At 52.3% G+C, this 26,465-nt stretch carries 17 protein-coding genes and 1 pseudogene; 10 read left to right on the forward strand and 8 right to left on the reverse strand.

Annotated elements, in window-relative coordinates:
* Positions 1–106 precede the first annotated feature (106 nt).
* The 6 genes from DBY90_RS03705 to DBY90_RS03730 form a co-directional block, all read right to left on the reverse strand.
* Positions 107–844 carry a redoxin family protein gene (locus DBY90_RS03705; protein WP_070491241.1) on the reverse strand — a complete coding sequence of 246 codons (738 nt, stop codon included), beginning with the start codon at positions 842–844 and terminating at the stop codon, positions 107–109.
* 188 nt (positions 845–1,032) lie between these two features.
* A complete protein-coding gene (locus DBY90_RS03710) occupies positions 1,033–1,803 on the reverse strand; it encodes a 1-acylglycerol-3-phosphate O-acyltransferase (protein WP_070491239.1) in 771 nt (256 codons plus the stop codon).
* 101 nt (positions 1,804–1,904) lie between these two features.
* Positions 1,905–2,732 carry a bifunctional DNA-formamidopyrimidine glycosylase/DNA-(apurinic or apyrimidinic site) lyase gene (gene mutM, locus DBY90_RS03715; protein WP_070491237.1) on the reverse strand — a complete coding sequence of 276 codons (828 nt, stop codon included), beginning with the start codon at positions 2,730–2,732 and terminating at the stop codon, positions 1,905–1,907.
* A 246-nt stretch (positions 2,733–2,978) separates the two neighbouring features.
* Positions 2,979–3,647: a class I SAM-dependent methyltransferase gene (locus tag DBY90_RS03720; RefSeq protein ID WP_070491235.1), complete on the reverse strand. Its 669-nt coding sequence runs from the start codon at positions 3,645–3,647 to the stop codon at positions 2,979–2,981.
* Positions 3,648–3,915: 268 nt separating this feature from the next.
* Positions 3,916–5,118, reverse strand: a complete 1,203-nt coding sequence (gene trpB / locus DBY90_RS03725) for a tryptophan synthase subunit beta (protein ID WP_003740753.1) — start codon at positions 5,116–5,118, stop codon at positions 3,916–3,918.
* Between the two features lie 222 nt (positions 5,119–5,340).
* Complete coding sequence (locus tag DBY90_RS03730) at positions 5,341–6,864, reverse strand: fumarate hydratase (RefSeq protein WP_070493566.1); 1,524 nt, start codon at positions 6,862–6,864, stop codon at positions 5,341–5,343.
* A gap of 821 nt (positions 6,865–7,685) precedes the next feature.
* Between DBY90_RS03730 and DBY90_RS03735 the strand changes: the two genes are divergently transcribed.
* From DBY90_RS03735 to DBY90_RS03765, 6 genes are all read left to right on the forward strand, one after another.
* Complete coding sequence (locus DBY90_RS03735; protein ID WP_003740748.1) at positions 7,686–8,324, forward strand: 2Fe-2S iron-sulfur cluster-binding protein; 639 nt, start codon at positions 7,686–7,688, stop codon at positions 8,322–8,324.
* On the forward strand, positions 8,324–9,952 hold the full coding sequence (locus tag DBY90_RS03740) for an FAD-binding protein (RefSeq protein WP_070493559.1): 1,629 nt from the start codon (positions 8,324–8,326) through the stop codon (positions 9,950–9,952). Before DBY90_RS03735 ends, DBY90_RS03740 begins: the two co-directional genes overlap by 1 nt.
* The gene (locus DBY90_RS03745; RefSeq protein ID WP_070493556.1) at positions 9,949–11,202 is read left to right on the forward strand and encodes a complex I 51 kDa subunit family protein; all 1,254 of its coding nucleotides are present in this window, start codon (positions 9,949–9,951) and stop codon (positions 11,200–11,202) included. Before DBY90_RS03740 ends, DBY90_RS03745 begins: the two co-directional genes overlap by 4 nt.
* A gap of 838 nt (positions 11,203–12,040) precedes the next feature.
* Positions 12,041–13,492, forward strand: coding sequence for a DASS family sodium-coupled anion symporter (locus DBY90_RS03755; protein ID WP_070492616.1), 1,452 nt, complete (start codon positions 12,041–12,043; stop codon positions 13,490–13,492).
* A 99-nt stretch (positions 13,493–13,591) separates the two neighbouring features.
* A complete protein-coding gene (trkA, locus tag DBY90_RS03760) occupies positions 13,592–15,004 on the forward strand; it encodes a Trk system potassium transporter TrkA (protein ID WP_070492617.1) in 1,413 nt (470 codons plus the stop codon).
* Between the two features lie 138 nt (positions 15,005–15,142).
* Complete coding sequence (locus DBY90_RS03765) at positions 15,143–15,871, forward strand: SIMPL domain-containing protein (RefSeq protein WP_070492618.1); 729 nt, start codon at positions 15,143–15,145, stop codon at positions 15,869–15,871.
* A gap of 88 nt (positions 15,872–15,959) precedes the next feature.
* Here DBY90_RS03765 and DBY90_RS03770 read toward each other — a convergent pair whose 3' ends face one another.
* Together DBY90_RS03770 and DBY90_RS03775 are read right to left on the reverse strand one after the other, a co-directional pair.
* A complete protein-coding gene (locus DBY90_RS03770) occupies positions 15,960–17,081 on the reverse strand; it encodes a porin (protein ID WP_070492619.1) in 1,122 nt (373 codons plus the stop codon).
* Positions 17,082–17,520: 439 nt separating this feature from the next.
* Positions 17,521–19,155, reverse strand: coding sequence for a CTP synthase (locus DBY90_RS03775; protein WP_070492620.1), 1,635 nt, complete (start codon positions 19,153–19,155; stop codon positions 17,521–17,523).
* Between the two features lie 251 nt (positions 19,156–19,406).
* Between DBY90_RS03775 and DBY90_RS03785 the strand changes: the two genes are divergently transcribed.
* From DBY90_RS03785 to DBY90_RS03800, 4 genes and pseudogenes are all read left to right on the forward strand, one after another.
* Positions 19,407–20,864, forward strand: a complete 1,458-nt coding sequence (locus DBY90_RS03785) for a TrkH family potassium uptake protein (RefSeq protein WP_003760257.1) — start codon at positions 19,407–19,409, stop codon at positions 20,862–20,864.
* A 170-nt stretch (positions 20,865–21,034) separates the two neighbouring features.
* Positions 21,035–24,340: a DUF2339 domain-containing protein gene (locus DBY90_RS03790; RefSeq protein WP_107986557.1), complete on the forward strand. Its 3,306-nt coding sequence runs from the start codon at positions 21,035–21,037 to the stop codon at positions 24,338–24,340.
* A gap of 302 nt (positions 24,341–24,642) precedes the next feature.
* A pseudogene (locus DBY90_RS12695) lies at positions 24,643–24,755 on the forward strand (IS5/IS1182 family transposase); the annotation flags it as partial.
* A gap of 542 nt (positions 24,756–25,297) precedes the next feature.
* A complete protein-coding gene (locus tag DBY90_RS03800; RefSeq protein WP_234405096.1) occupies positions 25,298–26,425 on the forward strand; it encodes a Fic family protein in 1,128 nt (375 codons plus the stop codon).
* The last annotated feature ends 40 nt before the right edge of the window (positions 26,426–26,465 follow it).

The raw sequence follows: 26,465 nt of genomic DNA on the forward strand, positions 1-26,465 counted from the left end.
CTTGTAAATATAGAGCTATTCAGAACGACCGTGTAGCGTATCGTCTGAATAACTCTATTTTTCTGTTCAGACGGTTTTATTCAAACCGTCTTAAAGCACTAGGCAATCAGTTTTTAGCCAAGTAAGCTTCCAAATCTTCGCTGCCGCCGATGTATTTGCCGCCGATGAAGACTTGAGGAGCAGTCATCTTGCCGGTGATGGCGCGAACGGAAGTAACAGTTGCATCTTTGCCCAATACGATTTCTTCGTAAGACAGACCTTTGTCTTGCAAAGCCTTTTTAGCTTTAGCGCAGAATTGGCAGCCAGGTTTGGTGAAGATGGCAACAGACTCTTGAGCTTTCCAGTCAGGAGCGATGAATTTCAACATAGTGTCAGCGTCAGACACTTTGAAAGGATCGCCCGGCTCTTCAGGCTCGATGAACATTTTTTCAATCACGCCGTCGTTAACCAGCATGGAGTAACGCCAAGAGCGTTTGCCGAAGCCCAAGTCTTCTTTGCCGACCAGCATGCCCATGCCTTCGGTAAATTCGCCGTTGCCATCAGGAATCATGTAGATGTTGTCAGATTCTTCTGCGGCAGCCCAAGCGTTCATCACGAAAGTATCGTTTACAGATACGCAGTAGATTGCGTCAACGCCGTTTTCTTTGAACGCGCCGAACAATTCGTTGTAACGTGGCAGGTGGGAAGAAGAACAAGTCGGAGTAAATGCACCAGGCAGAGAGAATACGACTACTTTTTTGCCTTTGAACAAATCATCAGTGGAAACATCTTTCCAAGTGTCGCCCACGCGGGTACGGAATACGACGGAAGGTACTTTTTGACCGGTACGATCTTGCAAAGCCATTTTGGATCTCCTTGAAATTTTAGGTTTAGGGAATGATACGAGTGAATGGGTGCATTCTAGCGCAGGGAGTTTGATTTGTATAATTTATAGTTCAAATAATATTAATTACCTGAAGCTATGAAAATCAATCTGCGAATGTTTCAATCAAATAGAGGTCGTCTGAAAGAAAACAAGCCCCCAGCTTGGAATTATTTTTCGGAATCATGTGCATCGGACAATACGACTTCGCGGATGCTGCTTTCTACTTTGTCTTTCAACATAAAGCGGTCTTCGTCTTTACCGGGGCGAATCGGGGCGGCAAAATCAATACGAATGCGCAGCTTTTTCATGGAAACGATACGCCAGAGCGAGCGCACCAAATCGACTTGCGCATAAGACGGAATCGTCGTCCTTTTACCGGCATCATCATAATAGCGCAGCGTAACCGCCTGAACAGGCGCGTCGGCATCAATGGCGGATTGGAAGAGCGCGGCTTTGAACGGCAAAATATCCAAGCCCAAAGAAGTCCGCGCCTCGGGGAAAAAGCTGACATTCTGCCCTGCTTTCAACGCAGCGCAGATGGCTTGGTTAATCGGCTCGACATCGCGGCGGGAATTGCGGTTGATAAACACCGTACCTGCATTTTGCCCCATTTTACCCAACACCGGCCAGTTTTTAATCTCTTGCTTGGCGATAAAGCTACTCGGATACACCGCGCTCATGGCAAAAATATCCAGCCAAGACACATGATTTGCCGCCACCAAAGCACCATTCACATTATCTACGGGCGGCGTGCCGATTTCCAATTCAATATCCAAGGCTTCCAGCGCGCCTTTGCCCAAAGTGATGACCGCATGGTCGCGTTCGGCAGGATTGCCGGCATCGATACGGCGCAAATGACTTCCGGTTCGGAACAGCCATCCCGTCAGGCGGAACAATCTGCCCAAACGGGTAAAAAACGGTGCTTTTCGTGAGTGCATAACTGTTTTTCTTTTCGTATTAAATGTGTATCAAATCATAGTAATAGAATTTTCAGACGACCTGAATTATTGAAGGGATCGTCTGAAAACAGGTTCAAACATTATTTCTGGCAGTTCGGACAATAAAACGTCCCGCGCTGCCCCAGAACTTCCTTCTGTACCAAACCGCCGCAACGGACGCAGGGTTCGTTGTGTCTGCCGTACACCGTATATTCCTGCTGGAAATAGCCGCTTTTGCCGTCGCTGTTGACGAAGTCGCGCAACGTACTGCCGCCGGTTTCAATCGCGCGCTGCAACACTGCTTTGACCGTCTCCACCAAGACGGCACATTCTTTTTTCTTAATCTTGTCCGCTGGGCGGTGCGGCGAAATACCCGCTTTAAACAGGCTTTCGTTCGCATAAATATTGCCCACACCGACCACGACGGCATTGTCCATCAGAGCCAATTTGACCGCGCGTTTTTGCGTTTTGAGCTTTTGATACAGATAATCGGCGGAAAAGTCGTCTGAAAGCGGCTCGTGGCCCAGTTTCTCAAGGAGCGGATGATGTTCCGCAATGCCTTCGTACCACAAAATTGCGCCGAACTTACGCGGGTCGTGATAGCGCAACACCGTTCCATCCGCAAACACAATGTCCACATGATCATGTTTATCAGGATGATCAATCCGCGCGTCGCCATCCGTAAAAATCCGTAAGCTGCCCGACATACCCAGATGAATCAACAAAATACCCGTTGCAAAACCGATAATCAGATATTTCGCCCGCCGACGACAACTCAACACCTCCTGCCCCGCCAAAAGCTCCGCCAACTGCGGATTGACCTGCCAACGCAGCTTGGTTTGGCGCAACACGACATCCGCCACCTTTTTACCTTGAATATGCGGGCTGATACCGCGCAAAGTCGTTTCCACCTCAGGCAATTCCGGCATTTTTCTTTATCCTCAAGCTAATACAGTCAACATCGATCTTTCAGACGACCTGCGATTCTACCGATGCAAAAGCAGCCTGACAATTTGCAACCAATCGGCTTTACAGGAAGCAAGCAGCAAATCCAAGGCAAAATGACAAATATAGAAGAGGCTATTTTTATGGAGTCAAACCTGCTGTTTTCAAATATTCAGCCCCAAAACGTCGTCTGAAAACCAGTCATGCCGGTTTTATCAACACCGCATTTCTCAATCCGAAATCCGCGCCGCCCCCAAAGCCACTGTCTGCGTTCCCAATATTTTTTCAAACTCCGGCAACGGCGTAACCCCCGCCATACGTTTAACCAAAACCAAACCGTACACCGCCGCGCACTGCGGCCACCACCTATCCCCCGCCTTCTCCATAAAACGCCAAAACCGCAGCCCATTTTGCGAATTCACAGCAGGCAGGTACACCATAAACTTCCCAAACTCCACCTCAAAATCTAAATCCGCCAGCCGCTGCTTCAAAGCCGGCAAAGTCAGGCAATGCTCCTTTTTAGGCAAGCGCGTTCCATCAAACCACTTGCTGAAAAACCACAAAGATTTCGGATTAAATCCCGTCAAAACCAACCGCCCTTCAGGTTTCAACACCCTGGACGCTTCATGCAGCACTTGCGTCAGCGCGGCAGTTTCATGACTGTGCGGCATCAGCAGCACATCAATAGAATGACTTTCCCAAGCCATAGCATCCGCCGTCATCAATACATCATGAGGCACGGCAACCACGTTTTCAGACGACCCCAACCATTCACCACCTTGCTGGACGACGGTTTGAACACCGCATGGCGCAAACCGCTCCAAGTAATGCGCAAAAAACTGCTTTTCCCGCTCCGCCGTATAGCGGCCGATAATAGTCCGTTCAAACCATTCTTCCATCACCCTGCCCTTTCAAAATGCTGCAACCCGCATTATAACGGCATCATGCGGCAGACCAAACCTCCATAACTTTATAGTGGATTAACTTTAAACCAGTACGGCGTTGCCTCGCCTTGCCGTACTATCTGTACTGTCTGCGGCTTCGTCGCCTTGTCCTGATTTAAAGTTAATCCACTATACTTTGTTATTGAAAAGGTAAAAGGTCGTCTGAAACCTATTTACCCAGTTTTCAGACGACCTCTTGTCTTTATCCGCTCAACGGAGATGCTTACAACTCAATCCCTTTCAACTTCGCCACGGTATTGATGTCTTTATCGCCGCGGCCGGACAGGTTGACCAGAATCACTTGGTCTTTGCCCATCTTCGGCGCGTTGGCGACTGCCCATGCGAGGGCGTGGCTGGATTCGAGCGCGGGGATGATGCCTTCGAAGCGGCACAATAAATCAAAGGCTTCGAGTGCTTCGTCGTCTTTGGCGACGGTGTATTCGACGCGTTGGATGTCGTTCAGGTGGCTGTGTTCCGGGCCGATGCCGGGGTAATCCAAGCCTGCGGAAACGGAGTGCGTCCCCAAAACTTGACCGTTTTCGTCCTGCATCAGGTAGCTGCGGAAGCCGTGCAATACGCCGATGGGGGCTTTGCTGGTAATCGGTGCGGCGTGGTCGGGGGTATCCACGCCCAAACCGCCGGCTTCCACGCCGACGAGGCGCACGTTTTCTTCGCCGATATACGGGTGGAACAGTCCGATGGCGTTCGATCCGCCGCCGACGCAGGCAACGGCGACGTCAGGCTGTCTGCCGATGGCTTCCTGCATCTGCGCTTTGGCTTCGTTGCCGATAACGCATTGGAAATCGCGCACCATTTCGGGATACGGCGCGGGGCCGGCTGCGGTGCCGATGATGTAGAACGTATCGTCCACGCGGGCGACCCATTCGCGCATGGCTTCATTCATCGCGTCTTTCAGCGTGCGGCTGCCGCTGTCGACACTGACCACGTTTGCGCCCAATAATTTCATGCGGAACACGTTGGGCATTTGACGCTGGATGTCGTCCGCGCCCATGTACACGTCGCAAGTCATGCCGAAGCGGGCGGCGACGGTGGCGGAAGCCACGCCGTGTTGACCCGCGCCGGTTTCGGCGATGACGCGTTTTTTGCCCATGCGGCGGGCAAGCAATGCCTGACCGATGGTGTTGTTTACCTTGTGTGCGCCGGTATGGTTCAAGTCTTCGCGTTTCAACCAGATTTGCGCGCCGCCCAAATGCTCGGACAATCGCGCGGCATGGTAAACGGGGCTGGGGCGGCCGACGTAGTGTTTCAAATCGCGGTGGAACTCTTCCCAAAACGACGGGTCGTTTTTCGCTGCTTTATAGGCATCCGCCAGCTCTTGTAAGGCGGGAATCAGGGTTTCGGAGACATAAAGTCCGCCGTGTTCGCCGAAAAAGCCCTTCTCGTCGGGCGCTTGGTAGTTTTTCATCGGATTTCTTCCTTGTCTGTTTTTTCAGACGACCTCTCGGTTTAAGAAGGTCGTCTGAAAGGGAAAATTGTCAGCAATTATAGCGGTTTTTTACGCTTTGTCGCAGGGTTTTGCCGGAATACGGATGCCGGTTTTACGTCATTGAAACCGTATTAGCCAAAAGGTCGTCTGAAAACCCTGTTTCAAGTTTTCAGACGACCTTTTCAACCCAGCATCAAGACATTAGGACTCGACGGGGATGATGCCGATTTTTGCCTGCCATTTACGTGGGGCGGTGGCGTGGATGGACTCGCCTTTGCTGTCCACGGCGACGGTTACGGGCATGTCTTTGACTTCAAACTCGTAAACCGCCTCCATGCCCAATTCGGGGAACGCCAATACTTTGGAAGATTTGATGGCTTTCGCCACGAGATACGCCGCGCCGCCGACTGCCATGAGGTACACGGCTTTGTTGTCGGCAATGGCTTCGCAGGTGGCTGCGCCGCGCTCGGATTTGCCGATCATACCCAAGAGGCCGGTTTGTTCGAGCATTTGGCGGGTGAATTTGTCCATGCGGGTGGCGGTGGTCGGACCTGCGGGACCGACAACTTCGTCGCCGACCGGATCGACGGGGCCGACGTAGTAAATCAGGCGGTTGGTGAAATCGACGGGCAATTCTTCGCCTTTATCGAGCATATCGACGAGACGCTTGTGCGCGGCATCGCGGCCGGTGAGGATTTTGCCGTTCAGCAGCAATACGTCGCCGGTTTTCCAGCTGGCGACTTCTTCTTTGGTCAGTTTATCGACATCAATGCGTTTGCCGTTGTCGGGGCTGTAAATCAAATCGGGCCAATCTTCAACGCGCGGCGGAGTCAGTTCGACCGGACCTGAGCCGTCCAATTCGAATTCGACGTGGCGGGTGGCGGCGCAGTTCGGAATCATGGCAATCGGTTTGGAAGCGGCATGGGTCGGGTAATCGAGGATTTTGACGTCCAACACGGTGGTCAGACCGCCCAAACCTTGTGCGCCGATGCCCAGCGCGTTGACTTTTTCAAAGAGTTCGAGGCGCAGGGCTTCTGTGGTGGACAATTCTGCGCCTGACGCGGCTTTTTCCTGCAACTCTTGAATGTCGATGTGGCTCATCAGGGATTCTTTCGCCATCAACACGGCTTTTTCGGGCGTACCACCGATGCCGATGCCCAAAATGCCGGGAGGACACCAGCCCGCACCCATGGTCGGAATGGTTTTCAACACCCAATCGACGATGTTGTCGGAAGGATTGAGCATGGCGAGTTTGGATTTGTTTTCAGAGCCGCCGCCTTTTGCCGCGCAGGTTACTTCGACTTTATCGCCCGGCACGATGCTCATATGGATGACGGCGGGGGTGTTGTCTTTGGTGTTTTGACGCTTGCCGGCAGGGTCGGCGAGAACGGACGCGCGCAGGGTGTTGCCTTCCCAAGTGTAGGCGCGGCGTACGCCTTCGTTAACCATCTCTTCCACGCTCATGTCCGCATCCCATTGGACGTTCATGCCGACTTTGAGGAAAACGGTTGCGATACCGGTATCTTGGCAGATGGGGCGGTTGTTTTCCGCACACATACGGCTGTTGACCAAAATCTGCGTCATCGCGTCTTTAGCGGCGGGATTTTCTTCCTTCTGCCACGCTTTATAGAGCGCGTCAATGTAGTCTTTCGGATGGTAATAGCTAATGAATTGGAAGGCATCGCAGATACTTTGGATAAAGTCTTCTTGCTTGATGACGGTCATGATTATGTTCCTTTTCTCATGGTAGGGAGGGTTTGTTCACTTTTTATAGATGTCGCTTTTCAGACGACCTTAATCGGTGTAATAGTGCTGTCAATCGCTATGAGCGACAATATAATTTTTATAATTAATTGATTCTTATAGAACTTAATAACCTATCATTCCACTCGGATGATGATAACGGATATTGTCGGCAATTTTCACAGACAGAAATAAAACTACAAGCAAACCGATGGTTCAAAGCGTAAGTGGTCGTCTGAAAACTTCGGCTTCATCGCTGCAACCAAATCTACTAAAACCATAATTTAGAAAATAAACAATTACTTTTCAGACGACCCATCCTTCTTTTTTCAACCATACACAAATGTAAAAGCCGTGTCATTCTACCCATGATGATTTTTGATGGAAGTCAAACTTAGTTATTTTTCTGAAATTTTATAACACCATTTGCATTTGCTTACACTTCGCAAATTTATCTAATAAATACATAGATATATACTTTTATATCAAATGCTTAATAATGATATTTACTCGTATTTCAAAACGATTTTTAGCAATTATTCTTTTATCGTAAGTTTATTTTATCTTACAAAATAACAAGATGGCGTAAAAGTCGTCTGAAAACTGCTGTTTTTTGTTCACAATCCGCCCCTGCTCTGTCTTTCAAACTCCGCCATCATCAAAAAATCCGAATTCTGATACACTGATAAAAGACAGTCAGACATTGATTTATAAGATATTTCCCAAAAATATCCGCACTTTTAAAAATTTGTAATAAAAATACACGCATCCGATTTCCCTATCTCATTCCACAGGACACTACCATGAGTGAAAACTTGTTAACCCTGACCATAGACGGCCACGAGGTCAAAGCCTCCGCCGACTCGTCAATCATTCAGGCCTATGCCCGTGCCGGCAGCGCGATTACCGCCAACGTCGGTTGTATGGGGCAAGGCGTGTGCGGTTCGTGCCGCTGCATGATCCGCAAGGAAGGCGAGCGCGAAGTAACGACTGCGTTGGCGTGTGAAACCAAAGTCGAAGAAGGGATGCAGGTCAGCTTCTTGGACTACTTCATTCCCGAGCATATCCAATATTACGACGTGAGCGAGGTCGGCGACGGCTGGAACTGGCTGGACGACACCGCCAAAGCCTTCCCCGAAGCGCAACACTGCCGTCATTGCGGCGGCTGCAACCGCGCCTGCCCCAAAGGTTTGGAAGTGGAAAACGGCGTGGCGCAAGTGGTATCAGGAGATTTTGGCGCGGCTGCGCTGACGTTCGACCAATGCGTGATGTGCAACCTCTGCACCCTTTCCTGCCCGGAACACATCCGTCCGAACCACTTAGGCTTGTTCGCCCGCCGTATGAAAGCTGCGCGCACGCTGCGTCCGGTGGATTTGATGCGCCGCCTGCAAGAAATCGACAGCGGCAAAATGAAAGTCGAATTTGAAGAGGAGGCAATGTGATGGCGAAAAAAATTCAAGGCATAGACTACGAAACCGCCCTTGCCAACCTGCGTGCTTCCTCATTGGAACTGCGCGGCGACTTGCCGGAAAAAAACGAATTGTTGAGCCAATTCCACCCCGACTATCAAGCAAATGCGCGCGTCAAACTGCCCATCGGCCCGAACACGGGCGATTACTGCCATCCTGATTTAGCGAAACTGCTGATCAGTCATCCGCTGATTGACGACTATGATTTGTCAGGCGCGGAACATTTGAACACCGACGTGCTGGTTATCGGCGGCGGCGGTGCGGGTGCGGCAGCGGCGTTGTCTGCAACCGAAGCAGGCGCGCGCGTGATTATGGCGAACAAGCTGCGTATCGGCGACAGCAATACCGTAATGGCAGAAGGCGGCATTCAGGCTGCTGTCGGCGCGGAAGACAGCTTGCAGCAGCACTTTGACGACACCATCAAAGGCGGCCACAACGCAGGCAAAAAAGAATTGGTGGCGCAAATGGTTACCGACGCGCCGTCCGCTATCCGCTGGCTGATCGGCTTGGGCATGACTTTCGACCTTGCCAAAGGCGCGGACAGCAACGGTATGTTGAGCCGCAAACGTGCGGGCGGTACAACCGTGCCGCGCATCCTGAGCTACCGCGACTTCACCGGCCTCGAAATGATGCGCGTACTGCGCGAGGCGGTCGAACTCGACGAAAACATTACCCAGCTCAACCGCCACCCCGCCATCGAATTATTGTCGGACGAACACGGCCGCTGCGTCGGCGCGATTTTGTACGATTTGGAAAAACGCTCTTTGGTATTGGTTCACGCCAAAGCCGTGGTATTGGCAACCGGCGGCAGCGGACGGCTGCATTTGCAGGGTTTCGCCACTTCCAACCACTACGGCGCAACCGCCGACGGTCTGGTGATGGCATACCGCATCGGCGCGAAACTGCGCGACATCGATTCCTTCCAATACCATCCGACCGGCGTCGCCCATCCGCCGCACTTGGCAGGCGCGCTGATTTCCGAAGCCGTGCGTTCCGCAGGCACCAAACTGGTCAACGGCTTGGGCGAACGTTTCGTTGACGAATTACAGCCGCGCGACGTTGTTGCCGCCGCCATTTTGCGCGAGTGCCGCGAAGGCCGCGGCGTAGTACGCGACGGACAGGTCGGCGTGTTCCTCGACACCCCGCGCCTGATTGAAAACGATCCTGATGTATTGAACCGTTTGGTTACGCTCGGCCACGTCGCCCATAAATGCGGCATCGATCCCGCCGTCGAGCCTGTAATGATTCATCCGACCCTGCACTACCAAAACGGCGGCGTCGAAATCAACGGCGACGGCGCGACCTGCGTCGAAGGTCTCTATTGCGCCGGCGAAGTAACCGGCGGCATCCACGGCCGCAACCGCTTAATGGGCAATGCGCTTCTGGACATCATCAGCTTCGGCCGCCGCGCGGGTAAAGCCGCCGCAAATTGCGGTCTGCCGCTGAAAAAAGTACGCGGCGGTGTCGGACACGTCCACGATCTGCAACGCGAAATGACCCGCGCCGGACTAACCAGCGACATCAAAGCCCCCGTTTTATATCCCGACTACGGCAAATTCGATTTGCGCGAACACGCCGGTTTGCAGGAGCAACAATCATGAACCAAGCCAATCAAAACTTACTGCACCCGTCCCGCCAAGTCGGCGCGGATTTGGCCGCGTGGCGCAAAGTCGGCGGCGGCGAAGGCCTGCTGGCGGCGCTTGCCGATCCTCAAAGCATCGTTTCCAAGCTGCAAGACGCCAACCTCTGCGGCATGGGCGGCGCAGGTTTCCCGACCTGGCGCAAATGGGAGGCGGCCGTTGCCGCAGAAAGCAAACACGGCGACAAATACGTCGTCTGCAACGCCAACGAAGACGAACCGGGTACGTTCAAAGACCGCGTACTGCTGGCGAAAACGCCGCACCAAGTCATCGAGGGCGTACTGATTGCCGCCGTCGCCTGCCGCGCCAACAAAGCGATTATGTACGTCAACCCGCACCAGACCGAATCCGTCGCCTCCATCGTACCCGCCATCGAGCAATGGAAAAAAAGCGATTTGTTCATCCGCATCGAAAACTATCTGGGCAAACCTTTAGACCTGAAATTGGTCGAAACTTCAGGCCGCTACATCGGCGGCGAAGAAACCGCCGTGATTTCATGGTTGGAAGGCGGTTTCCCGTTCCCGCGCCGCAAGCCGCCGTTCCCTGCCGAAAGCGGCGTAGCAGGTGAACCGACCTTAATCAACAACACCGAAACCTTCGCCAACATCCCGCAAATCCTTGCCAAAGGCGCGGAATGGTACAAATCGCTGGGCCTGGGCGATGCCGCAGGCACGAAACTCTACTCGCTCTCCGGCGACGTATTGAATCCGGGCCTGTACGAACTGCCGATGGGTACGACCCTGCAATCGCTGATTTTCGACCACGGCGGCGGTATGCTCGAAGGACGGACGTTTAAAGCCGTCTTCACCGGTGGCCCGTCAAACACGCTCCTGACCGTCAAAGATTTGGATGTGCCTTTGGACTTCGTGTCCGTGCGCGAACGCAAATCCAGCCTCGGCACGGGCGCGATGATTGTGATTTCCGAAGGAACCAGCGTCGTGCGCAAAGTGGCTGAGTATGTGGAATTTTTTGCCTCCAACTCATGCGGACAATGCCCGCCGTGCAAAGGCGGCACCTTCCAACTTTCACGCCTGCTCAACCGCGTGGATACCGGCATCGGCACTTCAGACGACCTCCGCGCCCTGCAAAGCCTGTGCCAACTGCTGCCCCGAAGCGGCCGCTGCGGCCTGATTGACGGCGCGGTTACCGTGTTGCAAAGCTCGCTGCGTACCTTCCCCGAAGAGTACGGACTGCCGGCGGAGCAGGATTAATCCGATACGGCGTTTCAGACGACCTTTTCTATATAGGAGGTCGTCTGAAAAATGCTCGTAGGTTGGGATATGAACCAACATGATGATTAGGGTTTCAGTATTTGTTGGGTTTCACAACCGAACCTACTAAATCTGAGGTTTTTCCCTCTCCCTAACCCTCTCCCACGGGGAGAGGGGACGGATTACAGAAAATCCATAATAGTTGATTTCAGCGCCATTATTCCCTCTCCCCGCAGGAGAGGGGACAGATTGCAGAAAATCCGATAATAGTTGATTTTCAGCGCCATTATCCCCTCTCCCCGTGGGAGAGGGTTAGGGAGAGGGCAAAACGCAATAACCTAAAAAACGTCGTCTGAAAAAGATGGCAACAAAAAATACGCATTACCCAAACACTCAAAAGAAAAACATAAAAAATAACTGCTGCCAAATACGTTTCAGACGACCTCCCCCACCAAAACGGGCACACGTCGTCTGACTAAAACTTACCGGAAGATTTGCCATCAAGGAAAACGATACGGTGCATCCTGAGATTTTACCCTCTCCCTAACCCTCTCCCGCGGGGAGAGGGGACAGATTGCAGAAAATTTGATAAAGGTTGATTTTCAGCGCCATTATTCCCTCTCCCCGTGGGAGAGGGTTAGGGAGAGGGCAAAACGTAAAACTCAAGAAACGTCGTCTGAAAAAGATGGCAACACAAACACGCACTACCCAAACCACCAAAAGAAAAACATAAAAAACAACTGCTGCCAAATACGTTTCAGACGACCTCTCCCCACCAAAACGGACACACGTCGTCTGAAATCCGATTTCCCCGATACCTCAAACTAGGAGACTCAACATGGGCTTCAAGCCAATTCCTGCGGCGGTTGCGCTCGCGCTGACGCTGATTATCTGGTTCGTCATACCCGTGCCGCAGGGCGTATCGCCCGACGCATGGCACCTTTTGGCGTTGTTCGTCGGCATCATCGCCGGCATCATCGGCAAAGCCATGCCCATCGGCGCAATGGCGATTTTGGGCATTACCTTGGTCGCGCTGACCGGCGTGACCAACGAAAAAGCAGCCGACGCAACCAAAGACGCTCTGAGTAGCCTCAACAACTCGTTAATCTGGATGATCGGTATCGCCATCATCATCTCGCGCGGTTTGTTGAAAACCGGCTTGGGGATGCGTATCGGCTACCTTCTGATTTCCCTTTTCGGCAAACGCACGCTGGGCGTAGGTTACAGCCTGGCTTTGGCGGACTTGGTCATCGGTCCGGTAACGCCGAGCAACACCGCGCGCGGCGGCGCGATTGTGCATCCGATTATGCGTTCCATCGCCCTGAGCTTCGATTCCGACCCCGAAAAAGGCACGGAAGGCAAAATCGGTAAATACCTCGCGCTGGTCAACTACCACGCCAACATCATCACCTGCTGTATCTTCATTACCGCAACCGCACCCAACCCGTTGGTTGTCGAATTAGTCGCCAAAGCTACCGATTCGCAAATCCACCTCTCTTGGGGCACATGGTTCGCCGCCATGGTCGTCCCCGGTCTGATCGCCATGTTCCTGATGCCGCTGGTGCTGTATTTCCTGTATCCGCCCGAAATCAAACAAACACCTAACGCGACCGCCCTTGCCAAAGAAAAACTGAAAGAAATGGGCGCGATGAAGCGCGATGAAAAAATCATGCTCGGCATTTTCGTGATTCTGCTGCTTTTGTGGGCGGGCGTTCCCGAAATGCTGTTCGGCGTGAAAGTCGATGCCACCGCCACCACCTTCCTCGGCCTGAGCCTGTGCCTGCTCACCGGCGTACTGACATGGGACGACGCGCTGAAAGAAAAAGGCGCGTGGGACACCATCGTCTGGTTTGCCGCCTTGGTAATGATGGCGAACTTCCTCAACAAATTGGGACTGATTGCATGGCTGTCCGAATCCCTGCAGTGCGGCATCTCCCATCTCGGCTTGGGCTGGGAAGCCGGCTGCGCCCTTCTGGTACTCGCCTACCTCTACGCCCACTACGTTTTCGCCAGCGGCACGGCACACGTTACCGCCATGTTCGGCGCGTTCTACGGTGCAGGTCTCGCCTTGGACGCACCGCCAATGCTGTTCGCCCTGATTATGGCGTCCGCCACCGGCATCATGATGTCGCTGACCCACTACGCTTCCGGTTCATCCCCCGTCATCTACGGTTCGAACTATGTCAGCATGACCGAATGGTGGAAAGCCGGCTTCATCATGAGCGTGGTCGAAATCCTGATTTTCGGCACCATCGGCATTATCTGGTGGAAAGTGCTGGGCTACTGGTAAACCCTGCCTGAAATCAACAAAAGGTCGTCTGAAAATAGGTTTTCAGACGACCTTTTTGTTATACAATCCCATCATCCTTACCAATCCCCCCAAAAAACCGTGAAAATCCTCATCCTCGGCAGCGGACAGGTCGGCTCGACCGTCGCGCAAAACCTCGCCTCCGTTTCCAGCAACGACGTTACCGTTATCGACATCGACGAAAAAGCCCTGCAACACATCGGCAGCCGTCTCGACGTCCAAACCATACTTGGCAACGGCGCATCCCCGTTCATCCTCGAACAGGCGGGGGCGGCAGACTCCGACCTCCTGCTCGCCCTGACCCGCAGCGACGAAACCAACATCGTCGCCTGTAAAATCGCCGCCGACCTCTTCAATATCCCCAGCCGCATCGCCCGCGTGCGTTCCAGCGAATATCTGGAATACCCCTACCCCGAAAATGACGATACGGAAAACGGCAGCCTTACCGTCTTCGACATCACCGAAACCATCAGCCCTGAACAACTCGTTACCGAACAGCTCGTCGGGCTGCTCAGCTACACCAGCGCGTTGCAGGTATTGCGGTTTGCCGACGACAAAGTCCGCATGATCATCGTACAGGCGCGCAAAGGCGGGCTGCTCGTCAATCGTGAAATTGCCGAAATCAACCAACACCTCCCCGAAGACGTGGACTGCCAAATCTGCGCCATATACCGCAACAACCGCCTCATCGTCCCCACGCCGCAAACCGTCATCATTGAAGGCGACGAGGTACTTTTTGCTGCCGACACCAACAGCGTCAACACCATCATGCGCGAACTGCGTCCCAAAGAAGCGCGCACCCGCCGCATCATGATTGCCGGCGGCGGCAACATCGGCTACCGCCTCGCCAAGCAGCTCGAATCCAAATACGACATCAAAATCGTCGAACACAACCCTCGCCGCGCTGAGTGGCTCGCCGAAAACCTCGACAACACCCTCGTCCTGCAAGGCAACGCCACCGACGAAACGCTACTGGACGAAGAATATATCGACGAAATCGACGTCTTCTGCGCCCTGACCAACGATGACGAAAACAACATCATGTCCAGCCTGTTGGCGAAAAACCTCGGCGCCAAGCGCGTCGTCACCATCGTCAACCGCTCCAGCTACGTCGATTTGCTCGAAGGCAACAAAATCGACATCGTCGTGTCGCCGCACCTCATCACCATCGGCTCCATCCTCGCCCATATCCGCCGAGGCGACATCGTTGCCGTCCACCCCCTCAGACGCGGCACTGCCGAAGCCATCGAAGTTGTCGTCCACGGCGACAAAAACACCTCCGCCATCGTCGGCAGGCGCATCAGTGGCATCAAATGGCCGGGCGACTGCTACATCGCCGCCATCGTCCGTGCCGAAACGGGCGAAGTCATCATGGGACACCACACCGACGTCCTCGTTCAAGACGGCGACCACATCATTTTCTTCGTTTCCCGCCGCCGCGTCTTGCCCGAACTCGAAAAACTCATCCAAGTCAAAATGGGCTTTTTCGGCTAACACTATCAAAGTTCGTCTGAAACTGGTTGCAGTAAAGTCAAAACCTTTTTTAACTTCGTCGAAACCGTACTTTCAGACGACCTGACACAAATTATCCAATATTATCCGTTTCCACATCTGATACCAAAAGGAAAATCCATGTTACGCCCGATTCTTGCCGCTCTTATGCTCGCAACCGCCCTGCCCGCCGCAGCCGAAACCGACACCCTTCATTACAACATGGTCGAGTTTGCCGAATCCGCCAATCTGGAAATAACCCGCGATACCATGACCGCCCACTTCAGCATCAATGCCGAAGGCAAAGACCGCGCTACGGTGAATAAAGCATTTCAGAAAAAATTCAACGACTTCAACAAAGCCGTACAAAACAACAAGCTCCAAGCCGAACTCCTCAGCCGCAGCGCCAGCCCTCGCCATGAATACAACAACGGCAAGCGCATCCAAACAGGCTGGGAAGAAGTTGCCTCGTTCAAAGTCGAAAGCAAAGACTTTGACGCCATCAACCGCCTGACTGACGAGACGCTGCAATCTGCAACCCTCAACCACATCGGCTTCAGCATATCCAAAGAAAAACGCGAAGCCGCCGTCGATCAAGTCAGCAAAGCCGCCATCCTGCGCTTCAAAGACCGCGCACAAGATTTAGCGAAAACGCTCGGTTTTTCCAACTACAAAATCGTCAAACTCAATTTAGGTCACATCGGCAACCGCTCCATCGACGACCGTTTGGGTTTCGCCCGCGCCAAAATGATGAGTGCCGAATCCGCTATTGTTAGAAGTGCGGCAAGCGACGAAAACAACGCCATCCAAGCCCCTTCTCCCGGCTCAGAAGAAATCAGCATCACGGTCATCGGCTCAGTGCAGATGTAAAGTTCCACACAATCAAAAAAGGTCGTCCGAAACCCATAATCAGGTTTTAGACGACCTTTTATATTTTCTGATTATCCTTACGGTTTCATCAGAATTTATGAACCATGCCCAAAGAAACGGCTTTTTGCTCAACAGACCCTGTTTGGGTCGGCGTCAGGCGGGTTTTGCTGCCCAGTTTCATATAGCCGGCATGAGCAAGCATAGAAGTACGTTTGCTGAATTTGTAGTTGGCACCAACTACTACTTGATCGAATTTATCAACCAATTTCTCGCCGCTGTTCACGCCTTTTGCTGCCCAGCCGTGGGCGTAAGTGAGGCGTGGGGTCAGGTTGCCGAAGGTATAACCCACGGTAACGGCTGCATCGGCGACTTTGACGGCTTCATTTTTACCGGCATCGGCAGTAATGTCAGTGCCTTTGTACGTATTGAAATCATCGGTAAAGTAACCCAAATATTTGTTCGCGTTTTCATGACCTTTAGCGTATTGCCCACCTACGCCGACAAACAGGTTGTTTTTGTCGTAGTAACTCTCGATTTTAGCGATTTGCGCGGCTTTGGTTTTACCGTTCTTGTCGGTGTACGCGCCTTTGTAATGGCCGTAGGCAAGGTTGGTGGTGAAACCGCTGTTTTCATAAGTCAAACCGGCGGTATATTGCTCCTTGCCGGGTTGTTCATGTTTATATTTGTCGTCCGGATTGCGGTTGTCGCGCGGCGCGTAGGATGCATTAAACTTGAACCCGCCAAACGAAGGGCTGTCGTAACGTACGGATGTGGTGCGCACACCGGTGCGGGTGTTGATGCCCAAACCCATCGCGTTGGTTTTGTACAACCACGGGTCGATGGTATCCATCTCGTTGAGCATATTGTTCATATTGCCGACACGTACCTTACCGAACGTGCCTTCCAAGCCGATGAAGGAATCGCGGTTGCCGAAACGCTGGCTGTTGGATTCACCCAAAATGGAAGTACGCTGTTCAACCTGCCAAATGACTTTGAGGTCGTCTGAAAGTTTCTCGTTGCCTTTGAAACCGATGCGCGAAGTGTTGTCGTTGATACGGGTTGCAGTCGCGCTTTTTTCCGTACCTTCGTTACCTTTGATTTTCACCTGTCCGGAGGTGATGGTGCTTTTAACTTGTCCGTACAGGACAACTTCGGCGGATGCTGCAAAAGGCAAAGCCGCAACAGTCAGGGCAATAATGGCTTTTTTCATACAAACTCCTCTTTAATCAAAGAATCAAATCTAGGCCTATCGTTTTACAAAAATAAGAGACTCAAAACCAAAAACAGCAGACCCGTGGAACAGTTTGCGCAATCATAATGAACTTTCGATATTTAAACAATGCTTTTCATCTTGATAGGAATTATTATTCATTAGAGTTTAGACTTTTTACAACAATACGACATTTTTATAGTCAATTCAAATAGAAAGGCATAGCTCATCATTTCAGAACAGGCTAGAATTTTGAAATTTTAAAATTGTCTTCCCCCTTACATCCTTCTTAAAATACTAAGAATCGTTTTTCCATTTCGCGGGAGATAAGACGATAGCCATTTTTATTTGAATGAACATTATCCATAGTCGTCTGAAAAGAGAAAAAGCACCTCAATCGAGGTGCTTTTTCTCTTTTCAGACGACCTTTTGCCAAGCATCAGCTTTTTTTATTGTTCAACGCGGCTTTGACAAACGCGGTGAACAAAGGATGGCCTTTGCGCGGATTGGAAGTGAACTCGGGGTGGAACTGGCAGGCGAAGAACCAAGGATGGTTCGGCAGTTCAATGGTTTCGACCAAGCGTTCGCGTCCTGCGGATACGCCGCCGATAACCAAGCCAGCCTGTTCCAGCGCGGGAACGTAGTTGTTGTTGACTTCGTAGCGGTGGCGGTGGCGCTCGCGGATGTGTTCGCTGCCGTAGATTTTGGCGGCGAGGCTGCCTGCTTTCAATTCAACCTCTTGTGCGCCCAAACGCATGGTACCGCCCAAATCGGCGGATTCGTCGCGGGTTTCGACGCTGCCGTCGGCGGTTTGCCATTCGTCAATCAGGGCGACGACGGGCGCGGCGCATTTGAGGTCGAACTCGGTGGAATTCGCGCCCTTCAAGCCTGCCACGTCGCGGGCGTATTCGATCAGCGCAATCTGCATACCGAGGCAGATGCCCAAGTATGGCACGTTGTTTTCGCGGGCGTAGCGCACGGCGGCGATTTTGCCTTCCACGCCGCGCGAGCCGAAGCCGCCGGGAACGAGGATAGCGTCCATGTCTTTGAGCATGGAAACGTCGCCGTTGTTTTTCTCGATGTTTTCGCTGTCAACGAAGGTGATTTGCACGTCGGTTTCGGTGTGGATACCCGCGTGTTTCAAGGCTTCGATCAGCGATTTGTAGGATTCGGTCAAATCGACGTATTTGCCGACCATGGCGATTTTGACGGTGTGTTTCGGATTCTTGATGGCATGGACGATTTTTTTCCACGCAGTCAAATCCGCCTGTTGCACGTTAAGCTGCAACTGCTCGGTAATGATGTTGTCGATGCCTTGGTCGTGCAGCATTTCGGGGCATTCGTAGATGCTGTCCACGTCGTAGCTGCCCACAATCGCGCGTTCTTCCACGTTGCAGAACAAGGCGATTTTGCGGCGTTCGTCCGCGGGCATTTCCCTATCCATGCGGCAAATCAGGATGTCGGGCTGCAAACCGATGCTCAACATTTCTTTAACGGTGTGCTGGGTCGGCTTGGTTTTAATTTCGCCTGCGGCGGCGATGTAGGGAACGTAGCTCAAGTGTGCGAACAAGGTGTTGTTGCGTCCCAACTGGCTGCGCATCTGACGGATGGCTTCCAAAAACGGCAGCGATTCAATGTCGCCAACCGTACCGCCGATTTCGACGATGGCGACATCGTAACCCGCCGCGCCTTCGTGGATGCGGCGTTTGATTTCGTCGGTGATGTGCGGGATGACTTGAACCGTACCGCCGAGGTAGTCGCCGCGGCGTTCTTTGGCGATAACGTTTTCGTACACCTGCCCCGTACTGAAGCTGTTGCGGCGGGTCATGGTGGCGTTGATGAAACGTTCGTAGTGTCCCAAGTCGAGGTCGGTTTCCGCGCCGTCGTCGGTGACGAACACTTCGCCGTGCTGGAACGGACTCATCGTGCCGGGGTCGACGTTGATATAGGGGTCGAGCTTGAGCATGGTCACGTTCAGACCGCGCGATTCGAGAATGGTGGCAATAGAAGCGGCGGCGATACCTTTTCCGAGTGAAGATACGACGCCGCCGGTTACGAAAATAAATTTAGTCATGATGCAGTACCCATGTTGGAATACGGAATTTTACCTTTAAGCGGGTTTTCTGGCAAACGCGGGACGGGATGCGGATGTGGTTTTCAGACGACCTTCGCTTCTACCCTTTTGCGTCTAGGCAAGGCAATAATTTGTTAAAATAACGTCTGTTTACGATTACTGATGACGATAAGGTCGTCTGAAAATATCGGCTTCCTCATCGCCATCCCATACCGCCGAATGATTCAGCCGGTTTGTTAAGATTAGTTGATATGTATAAGTTCCTTCCTATTGTCCACGTTTTGTCCAGACTGGGGCTGCTGTTTTCAATGGTGCTCGCAGTACCGACGCTGATGTCGTATTTTTTTCTGGACAATGCGTTTCCGGCGTTTGCCTACACGGCTTTGGCAACGACACTGACTTCTTGCGCGGTTTGGCTGATGACCTTCCATTTCCGCCGCGAGCTGCGTCCGCGCGACGGGTTTACGTTGGTTTTGATGTTGTGGCTGGCGTTTGCGCTGGTGGCGGCGATGCCGATTTATATTCACATCCCGGGCATCAGTTTTACCGATGCGTTTTTTGAGGCGATGTCCGGACTGACGACGACGGGCGCGACGGTCATGACGAGCTTGGACACGCTGGCCCCGTCGGTGAATTTTTGGCGGCATATGCTCAACTGGCTGGGCGGCATGGGTATCATCGTGCTGGCGGTAGCGATTCTGCCGATGCTGGGCGTGGGCGGAACGCAGCTCTTCAAGGCCGAAATTCCGGGAATGGACAAAGAAAGCAAGATGGCGCCGCGCATTTCGCAGGTGGCAAAAAAGCTTTGGTTCTTCTACACGATGACGACGGCGGCGGCTTTTCTGACGCTGCATTTTGCGGGGATGAGCTGGTTTGACGCGCTTTGCCACGCGATGTCGGCGGTGTCGCTAGGCGGTTTTTCGACACACGATGCCAGCATCGCTTATTTTGATTCGCTGACCGTCGAATGGGCGATCATGTTTTTTACGCTTTGGGGCGGTGTGAATTTCGCTACGCATTTCACGGCGCTGACACGGCGTTCGCTCAAATCTTATTGGCAGGACGAGGAATGCCGCGTACTGCTGGTGCTGCTGGCGGGCAGTATTTTGATGTCGGCGGTGTATCTGTGGCAGAAAGATTTTTATGCAACCTTTGGGGATTCGCTGCGTTTTGTCAGCTTCAACTTTGTCTCCATCGGGCTGGCAAGCGGTTTTTCCAACACGGATTTTGCGCAATGGCCGCTGATCGTGTCGCTGTGGATGTTTTTCCTGTCCAACCTGTTGGCAAGCTCAGGCTCTATGGGCGGCGGCATTAAAAACGTGCGGGCGTTGGTCTTGTTCAAATTCAGCCTGCGCGAGATGATGATTCTGCTGCACCCGAAAGCGGTGCGTACGGTCAAGGTCAACGGGCGCATGATTCCCGACCGTATGGCGTTGACCGTGATGGCGTTTATTTCGATTTATTTCATGACGACGATTGTGTTCAGCTTTTTGCTGATGGCAAGCGGGATGGAATTTATCTCAGCCTTCACCGCCGTCATCGCCTGTATCACCAATGCAGGACCGGGCTTGGGCGAAGTCGGACCGGCGGGCAGCTATGCGGTATTGAGCGATGTGCAGAAATGGCTGTGTTCGGCCGTCATGCTGCTGGGGCGTTTGGAAATTTTTACCGTGTTGATTCTGCTGACACCGGCTTATTGGAAAAAATAAAGACAGGTCGTCTGAAAACGGATTTCGGGTTTTCAGACGACCTTTTTGCTTCACTGACACATCTTCATTACCGCACAACACCTTTTCTTACCGTTACGCCTTCTATACATATGCCCAATGACAAGGATGCTACAATTGGCATATTTTTACCATTATCGGACAGGTGTTTTATGCAGTATTTCTGCCTACTCATCCCCATCCTCATTGGCTATTTTCTTGACGAAATGACCGTCGGCGTCATTTTCGGCTCCCTTTTATGGTTGTTTGCGCGGGAACTCGGCAAGCCGCATCAGGAAGAACATGATGCAAAACTGCAAAATCTGGAAAAAGAAATCGAGTTGCTGAAGCAGCGTTTGACGGCTTTGGAACAAGAAACCGTTCATGATGAAGCAGAAGTCGGGCAGGCGCGGAAACTGCGTGCTGTTTTGTCCGAACATGTCGACAATATTCAGACGACCTCTGCGCCGCTTCATGAGAAGGTTGAATCTTTGGCAACGGCGGACAATACGCCCGTCGAGCCGCACATCGAACCGGTCGTCGCGCCCTCTTTTTCTACACCTGTTCCCCCTGTTTCCGCTGAATCTCCCGTACAGTCCGAACCTGCTTTGCACGCAGACAGCGTGGAAACGCCTGCCCAAGTTTCCGCTATTCAAGAGGACGTACTCGAACAAGACGCGCCTGCCTTGCTGACGTCGTCTGAAAATACATCATTAGAAACCGCAGACGCAGATTCTCGTGAAACCGTTATCCATAAGGAAGAAGGTTTCGATTTCAAATTCTCCGAAAATCCGATTGTCGCTTGGTTCCTGCGCGGCAATCCGCTGCTGAAAACCGGTATCGTGGTGCTGTTCCTCGGCTTGGCGTTCCTTTTGCGCTATGCCTCCGAGCGGATTCATGTGCCGGTGGAAATGCGTTATCTGACAGTTGCAGGCGCGGGTCTGGCGGCGGTCGTCGGCGGCTGGAAGCTGCAAAGCCGCAAACGCGAATACGGCTTGATATTGCAGGGCTTCGGCGTGGCGGTGATGTATCTGACCTCTTTAGCAGCGTTGAAACTGCATCCGCTCTTGCCCGCACCGATCGTGTTCGTGCTGATGGTGGCAATGGTTGTATTGATGGCGTTGCTGGCAATCAGGCAAAACGCGCAGATTATGGCGCAGGTTGCCTTGGTCGGCGGTCTGGCGGCGCCCATCCTGACATCCGACGGCAGTGGCAATTATTTGGTGCTGTTTTCCTACCTTTCCCTGCTCAATGCCGGCGTAGCGGCGATTGCTTGGTTTAAGGCATGGCGGCCGCTGAACCTGACGGGTTTTGCCGGAACTTTCTCCATCGCCGCGTTGTGGGGCATGCAAAGCTATACGCCGCAGCATTTCGCCACTACCGAGCCTTTCCTGATTTACCACTGGCTGCTCTACACCTTCATTGCCTATTTGTTTGCCCGCCGCAAGCTGACGGAAAACCGCGAAGACACGCTCGCGCCCGTTGCCGACAATGCGACGCTGGAAGAAATTTGGAACAGCCTCTGCTCCCACGGTCTGCGCGTCCACGTCCTTGACCATACTTTATTGTTCGGCACGATGGCGGCGGCGTTCGGACTGCAATACCGCATGGTGGAACACTGGCCGTCTGCGGACGCATTCTCCGCGCTGGGCTTCGCCGCCGTTTACGGACTTGCCGCGCTGATGCTGAAACGGCAACAGGGTTTGTATATCCTGCGTCAGGCGTTTTTTACTCTGTCGCTGCTGTTCCTCACGCTCGCCGTTCCGCTTTACTTTGAACGCGGCAACACCGTCATCCTGTGGACGGTAGAATCCGCACTCGTGTATTTCTTCGGACTGCGCCAACAGCGTCCGCATATGCGTTTGGGTGCGCTCGTCGTTTATCTGCTGGCGGCGCTGATCCAGCTGAGCGGTTATCAACCGGGAGAAACCACCATCCTGCAAGGTCAATGGTTCACCACCCTACTGACCCTGTTCGGCGGTGCGGCAATTTACCTGCAATGGCATCTCTACCGCCGTAAAGGCTCTGCGCAATGGGAACAGACGCTTCAAGACGCAGCTCTCTGCGCCGCCCTGTTCTACACATCCATCCTGCCTTTGCTGTTTTTCGCGGAACGCGGCAGCATCATCGTTTTCTCTGCTTTGGTGGCGGCTTGGGCGTTCTGCCGACGCAAGGGCAAGTCGGACGTGTTCAGCACATTCGCCTTGGGCAATGCAATCTTTATTCTGTTCTTCCAAGCCTCGATTAATGATGAACCCTACGGCTTTTTGACACACTGGCATCTTTTCGCTGCTGCGCCGCTGCTGTTTGCCGCTGCCTACATGCTGCAATATCCGCGCGTCCAAACCGAAGCATCTGAAAACCGAGACAAACAAGACCAAACCCTCCCGTTCTCGCAGATTGCAGGCTGGGCTATCCTCGTTATCGCCCTGATGCTGGGCGGCTTCGCCACCTATACCCAATGGACGGGCGAAGAAACCCTGTTTATCGAGCTTTGGGCATTGCCGATATTCACTACCTTGCTGTTGCTTGCCAACCGTTTGAACTGGAAAGAGCTTTTTCAGACGACCTTGGCATTCATGCCCCTGTTTGCCCTGCACTTTATCGGCTATCACCTCGAACACCTATGGACTGCCGCCGCAGCCTTGCCGCTTGCCGCCGCTACCGTGTTGAACTTCGTCATCCTGAATAACCGCCAAACCAATGCGCCTATCGGCTTGCACAAACTCAACATCATCCTGATCGGCATCCTTTGGTCGCTTTGGGCAGGAATGTATGTCGGCGATCGTCTCGACGGCGTTTGGTCGCAGCTCTCGTGGCTTGCCGTACCGCTGATCATGTGGGTCGTCCTCCATACGCAGCGGCAGCGCGACTTTTTCAGACGACATCAAGCTGCCTATCAGCATTTCGCCCTGCCGATAGCCGCCCTTGCATCGGCAAGTTGGATGATATGGACGAACTTCTCCACCCCGTTCCAACCCGCGCCGTTGCCGTATATCCCGCTGCTTAACCCGCTGGAACTCGCCTGCGCCGGAATGCTGTGGTTTGCCCTGAAGTCCCTGCCCGAAGCCCTGCCTGCGGAATACCGCCGCGTGAACGCGCCCGGCGTCGCCGCCCTCGCATTCATGGTCATCAGCGCGGGTGTGATGCGCCTGTGGCACTTCTACGACGGCATCACTTGGCAACTCGACATCATGCTCCAATCCTTCGGACTGCAAGCCAGCCTCTCCGTCGTCTGGGCAGTTACCGCCATCATCCTCATGGTGTACGGCAACCGTCGCAAACTGCGCCCCTTCTGGATAACCGGCGCGGCGCTGATGGCGATTGTCGTCGTCAAGCTCTTCCTCATCGAGCTTTCCAACAGCGGCGGCATCGCCCGCATTGCCTCTTTCATCATCGTCGGCGTATTGTTGCTCTTGGTCGGCTGGTTCGCGCCCGTTCCGCCGAAAGCGGTGGAAAACGAAGAGGACAAAGCATAGTCCAGTCCCCCAAAGCAAAGGTCGTCTGAAAACCGATTCAGGTTTTCAGACGACCTTTTTTAACAGGGCAAACGTACCCGACTGTTATTTCAGATGAATCGTCGGTTGATAGCCTTTTGCTTCTTCCGAACCATCAAACGGCACAACGACGCCGTCCGCGTATGTTACATAAGCTTTGTATTTCACTGATACATCGCCTTTAGGATTCAGCGCGATAAATGGGAAAGCAGTAAATTCGCCCGCTTCCATACGGCCTTTGTAAGTAATGCTGACTATATTGCCTTCCTCATCTTTTTCTGTTTTATAGTGGATTAACTTTAAATCAGGACAAGGCGACGAAGCCCCGCAGACAGTACAAATAGTACGGCAAGGCGAGGCAACGCCGTACTGGTTTAAAGTTAATCCACTATACATTACCGTTTTGTAGGAGAGTGGGAAGTGTACAGATTAATAGTATTACGGACGGTAGAGAGAAGGAACGTGGGGATTATTAAGATTGGAAAAACAGCTTAAAACAAGACAGATCGCCTGAAAAGAGATAAACTCACGCAAAATATTGAAAATTGCGTGAGTTTGAGAGGGTTGATAATGAAAGTAACCAAACCGCCGAAAGTAGAAGAGATTTTATTTGAGAATGTGCTAAAGAAAGTTACTGACTCGTTTTTACCGAATATGGAGCAAAAGCCGTACCAATTAGAAAATACGGCCGACGGGGCAGTCCGTCCGGAGACAGAAGAATCATTCCCATCCCGGACTGTTCAAATTCAAAGCCTGAATATCCCCATACCGGAAGAACAAGTATTGGCCGATGCTGAAAAATTATTCGAAGAAGGCTACTGCCTGATGACTACCCATAAAGCCACGGACGAAAAAGGCCGTTATCTGTATTGGGATAAAATCAAACACAAATACGGCAAACAGGCGGAAAAGGTGTGGGCGGCAACCAAGATTAACCGTTTGGCAGGCAAGAAAAAGATTACGGATTTTCAAAATCACGAATTCAGTTTCTGCGTGCCCGACACTATGCAATCATTATTGCATTTTATCGATAAGACCTGCGGCAGCCATATGATGCTTTCAGACGGCCTCAAGCTTCCTGAAGCTGATAAAAAAACCTTGATGATGGAAGAATCAATTACATCGGCGCAATTGGAAGGAGCAGCCACGACTAGGAAAGTTGCCAAAGCCTTATTGCATTTAAAGCGGCAAAAGCCAAAAGACAAACATGAAAAAATGATTGTGAATAACTACAGGTTGATGCAAAAGGTTGTCGAGTTGAAAAACGAGCTGTTAAGTATCGATCTGATTTTATCCCTGCACCGTATTGCAACCGAGGAAGCCATCGAAAACCAAGCCGTTTCCGGAGCGTTCCGTCAGACGGACGATATTCATATCGCCGATTATGATAGAAACCTTGTTTATCAGCCTCCAAAATGTTCCGAAGTACCGCAGCTGATGGAAACATTGTGCAATTTTGCCAATACCGACCATGATGGTATTGAAAATCCTCTGTTTATTCATCCGGTTGTTAAAGCCGTTATGCTGCATTTCCTGACGGGGTATATCCACCCGTTCGGCGATGGGAACGGCCGTACCGCACGCGCCTTGTTTTATTGGTTTATGCTGAAAAACGGTTATGGCTTGTTTGAATATATTTCCATCAGCCGATTGTTGAACCAAGCTCCGTCCAAATATGCCAAATCTTATCTTTATACCGAATATGATGATTTGGATATGACATATTTTATTTACTACCAACTGGATGTTATCAAGCGTGCCATTTTAGATTTGCAGGCTTATGTGGAACGGGAATCGGCCAAACTGAAAAACTTTACCGCCGAAATTGCACAATTTGCAGAAAGGCATCAACTGAACAGCCGCCAAATTGAAATCTTGCAAACTGCCGTCCAAGACAAGGGACGGACTTTCAAGGTCAAAGACACCGCCGCACAATTCGATGTTGCCGAAAACACCGCACGCGCAGATTTAAACCGATTGGCGGCCCTGAAGTTGTTGGGGCGTCTTAAAGACGGAAACGCCATTCATTTTGTTGCATTAGGTGATTTGAAGGAAAGATTGAGGTAAAAAAGAGTAAGCAGGTAGGTTGTACATGAATGTTCAACCT

Origin of the sequence: Neisseria mucosa, assembly GCF_003044445.1 — a bacterium.
Lineage (GTDB): Bacteria > Pseudomonadota > Gammaproteobacteria > Burkholderiales > Neisseriaceae > Neisseria > Neisseria mucosa_A.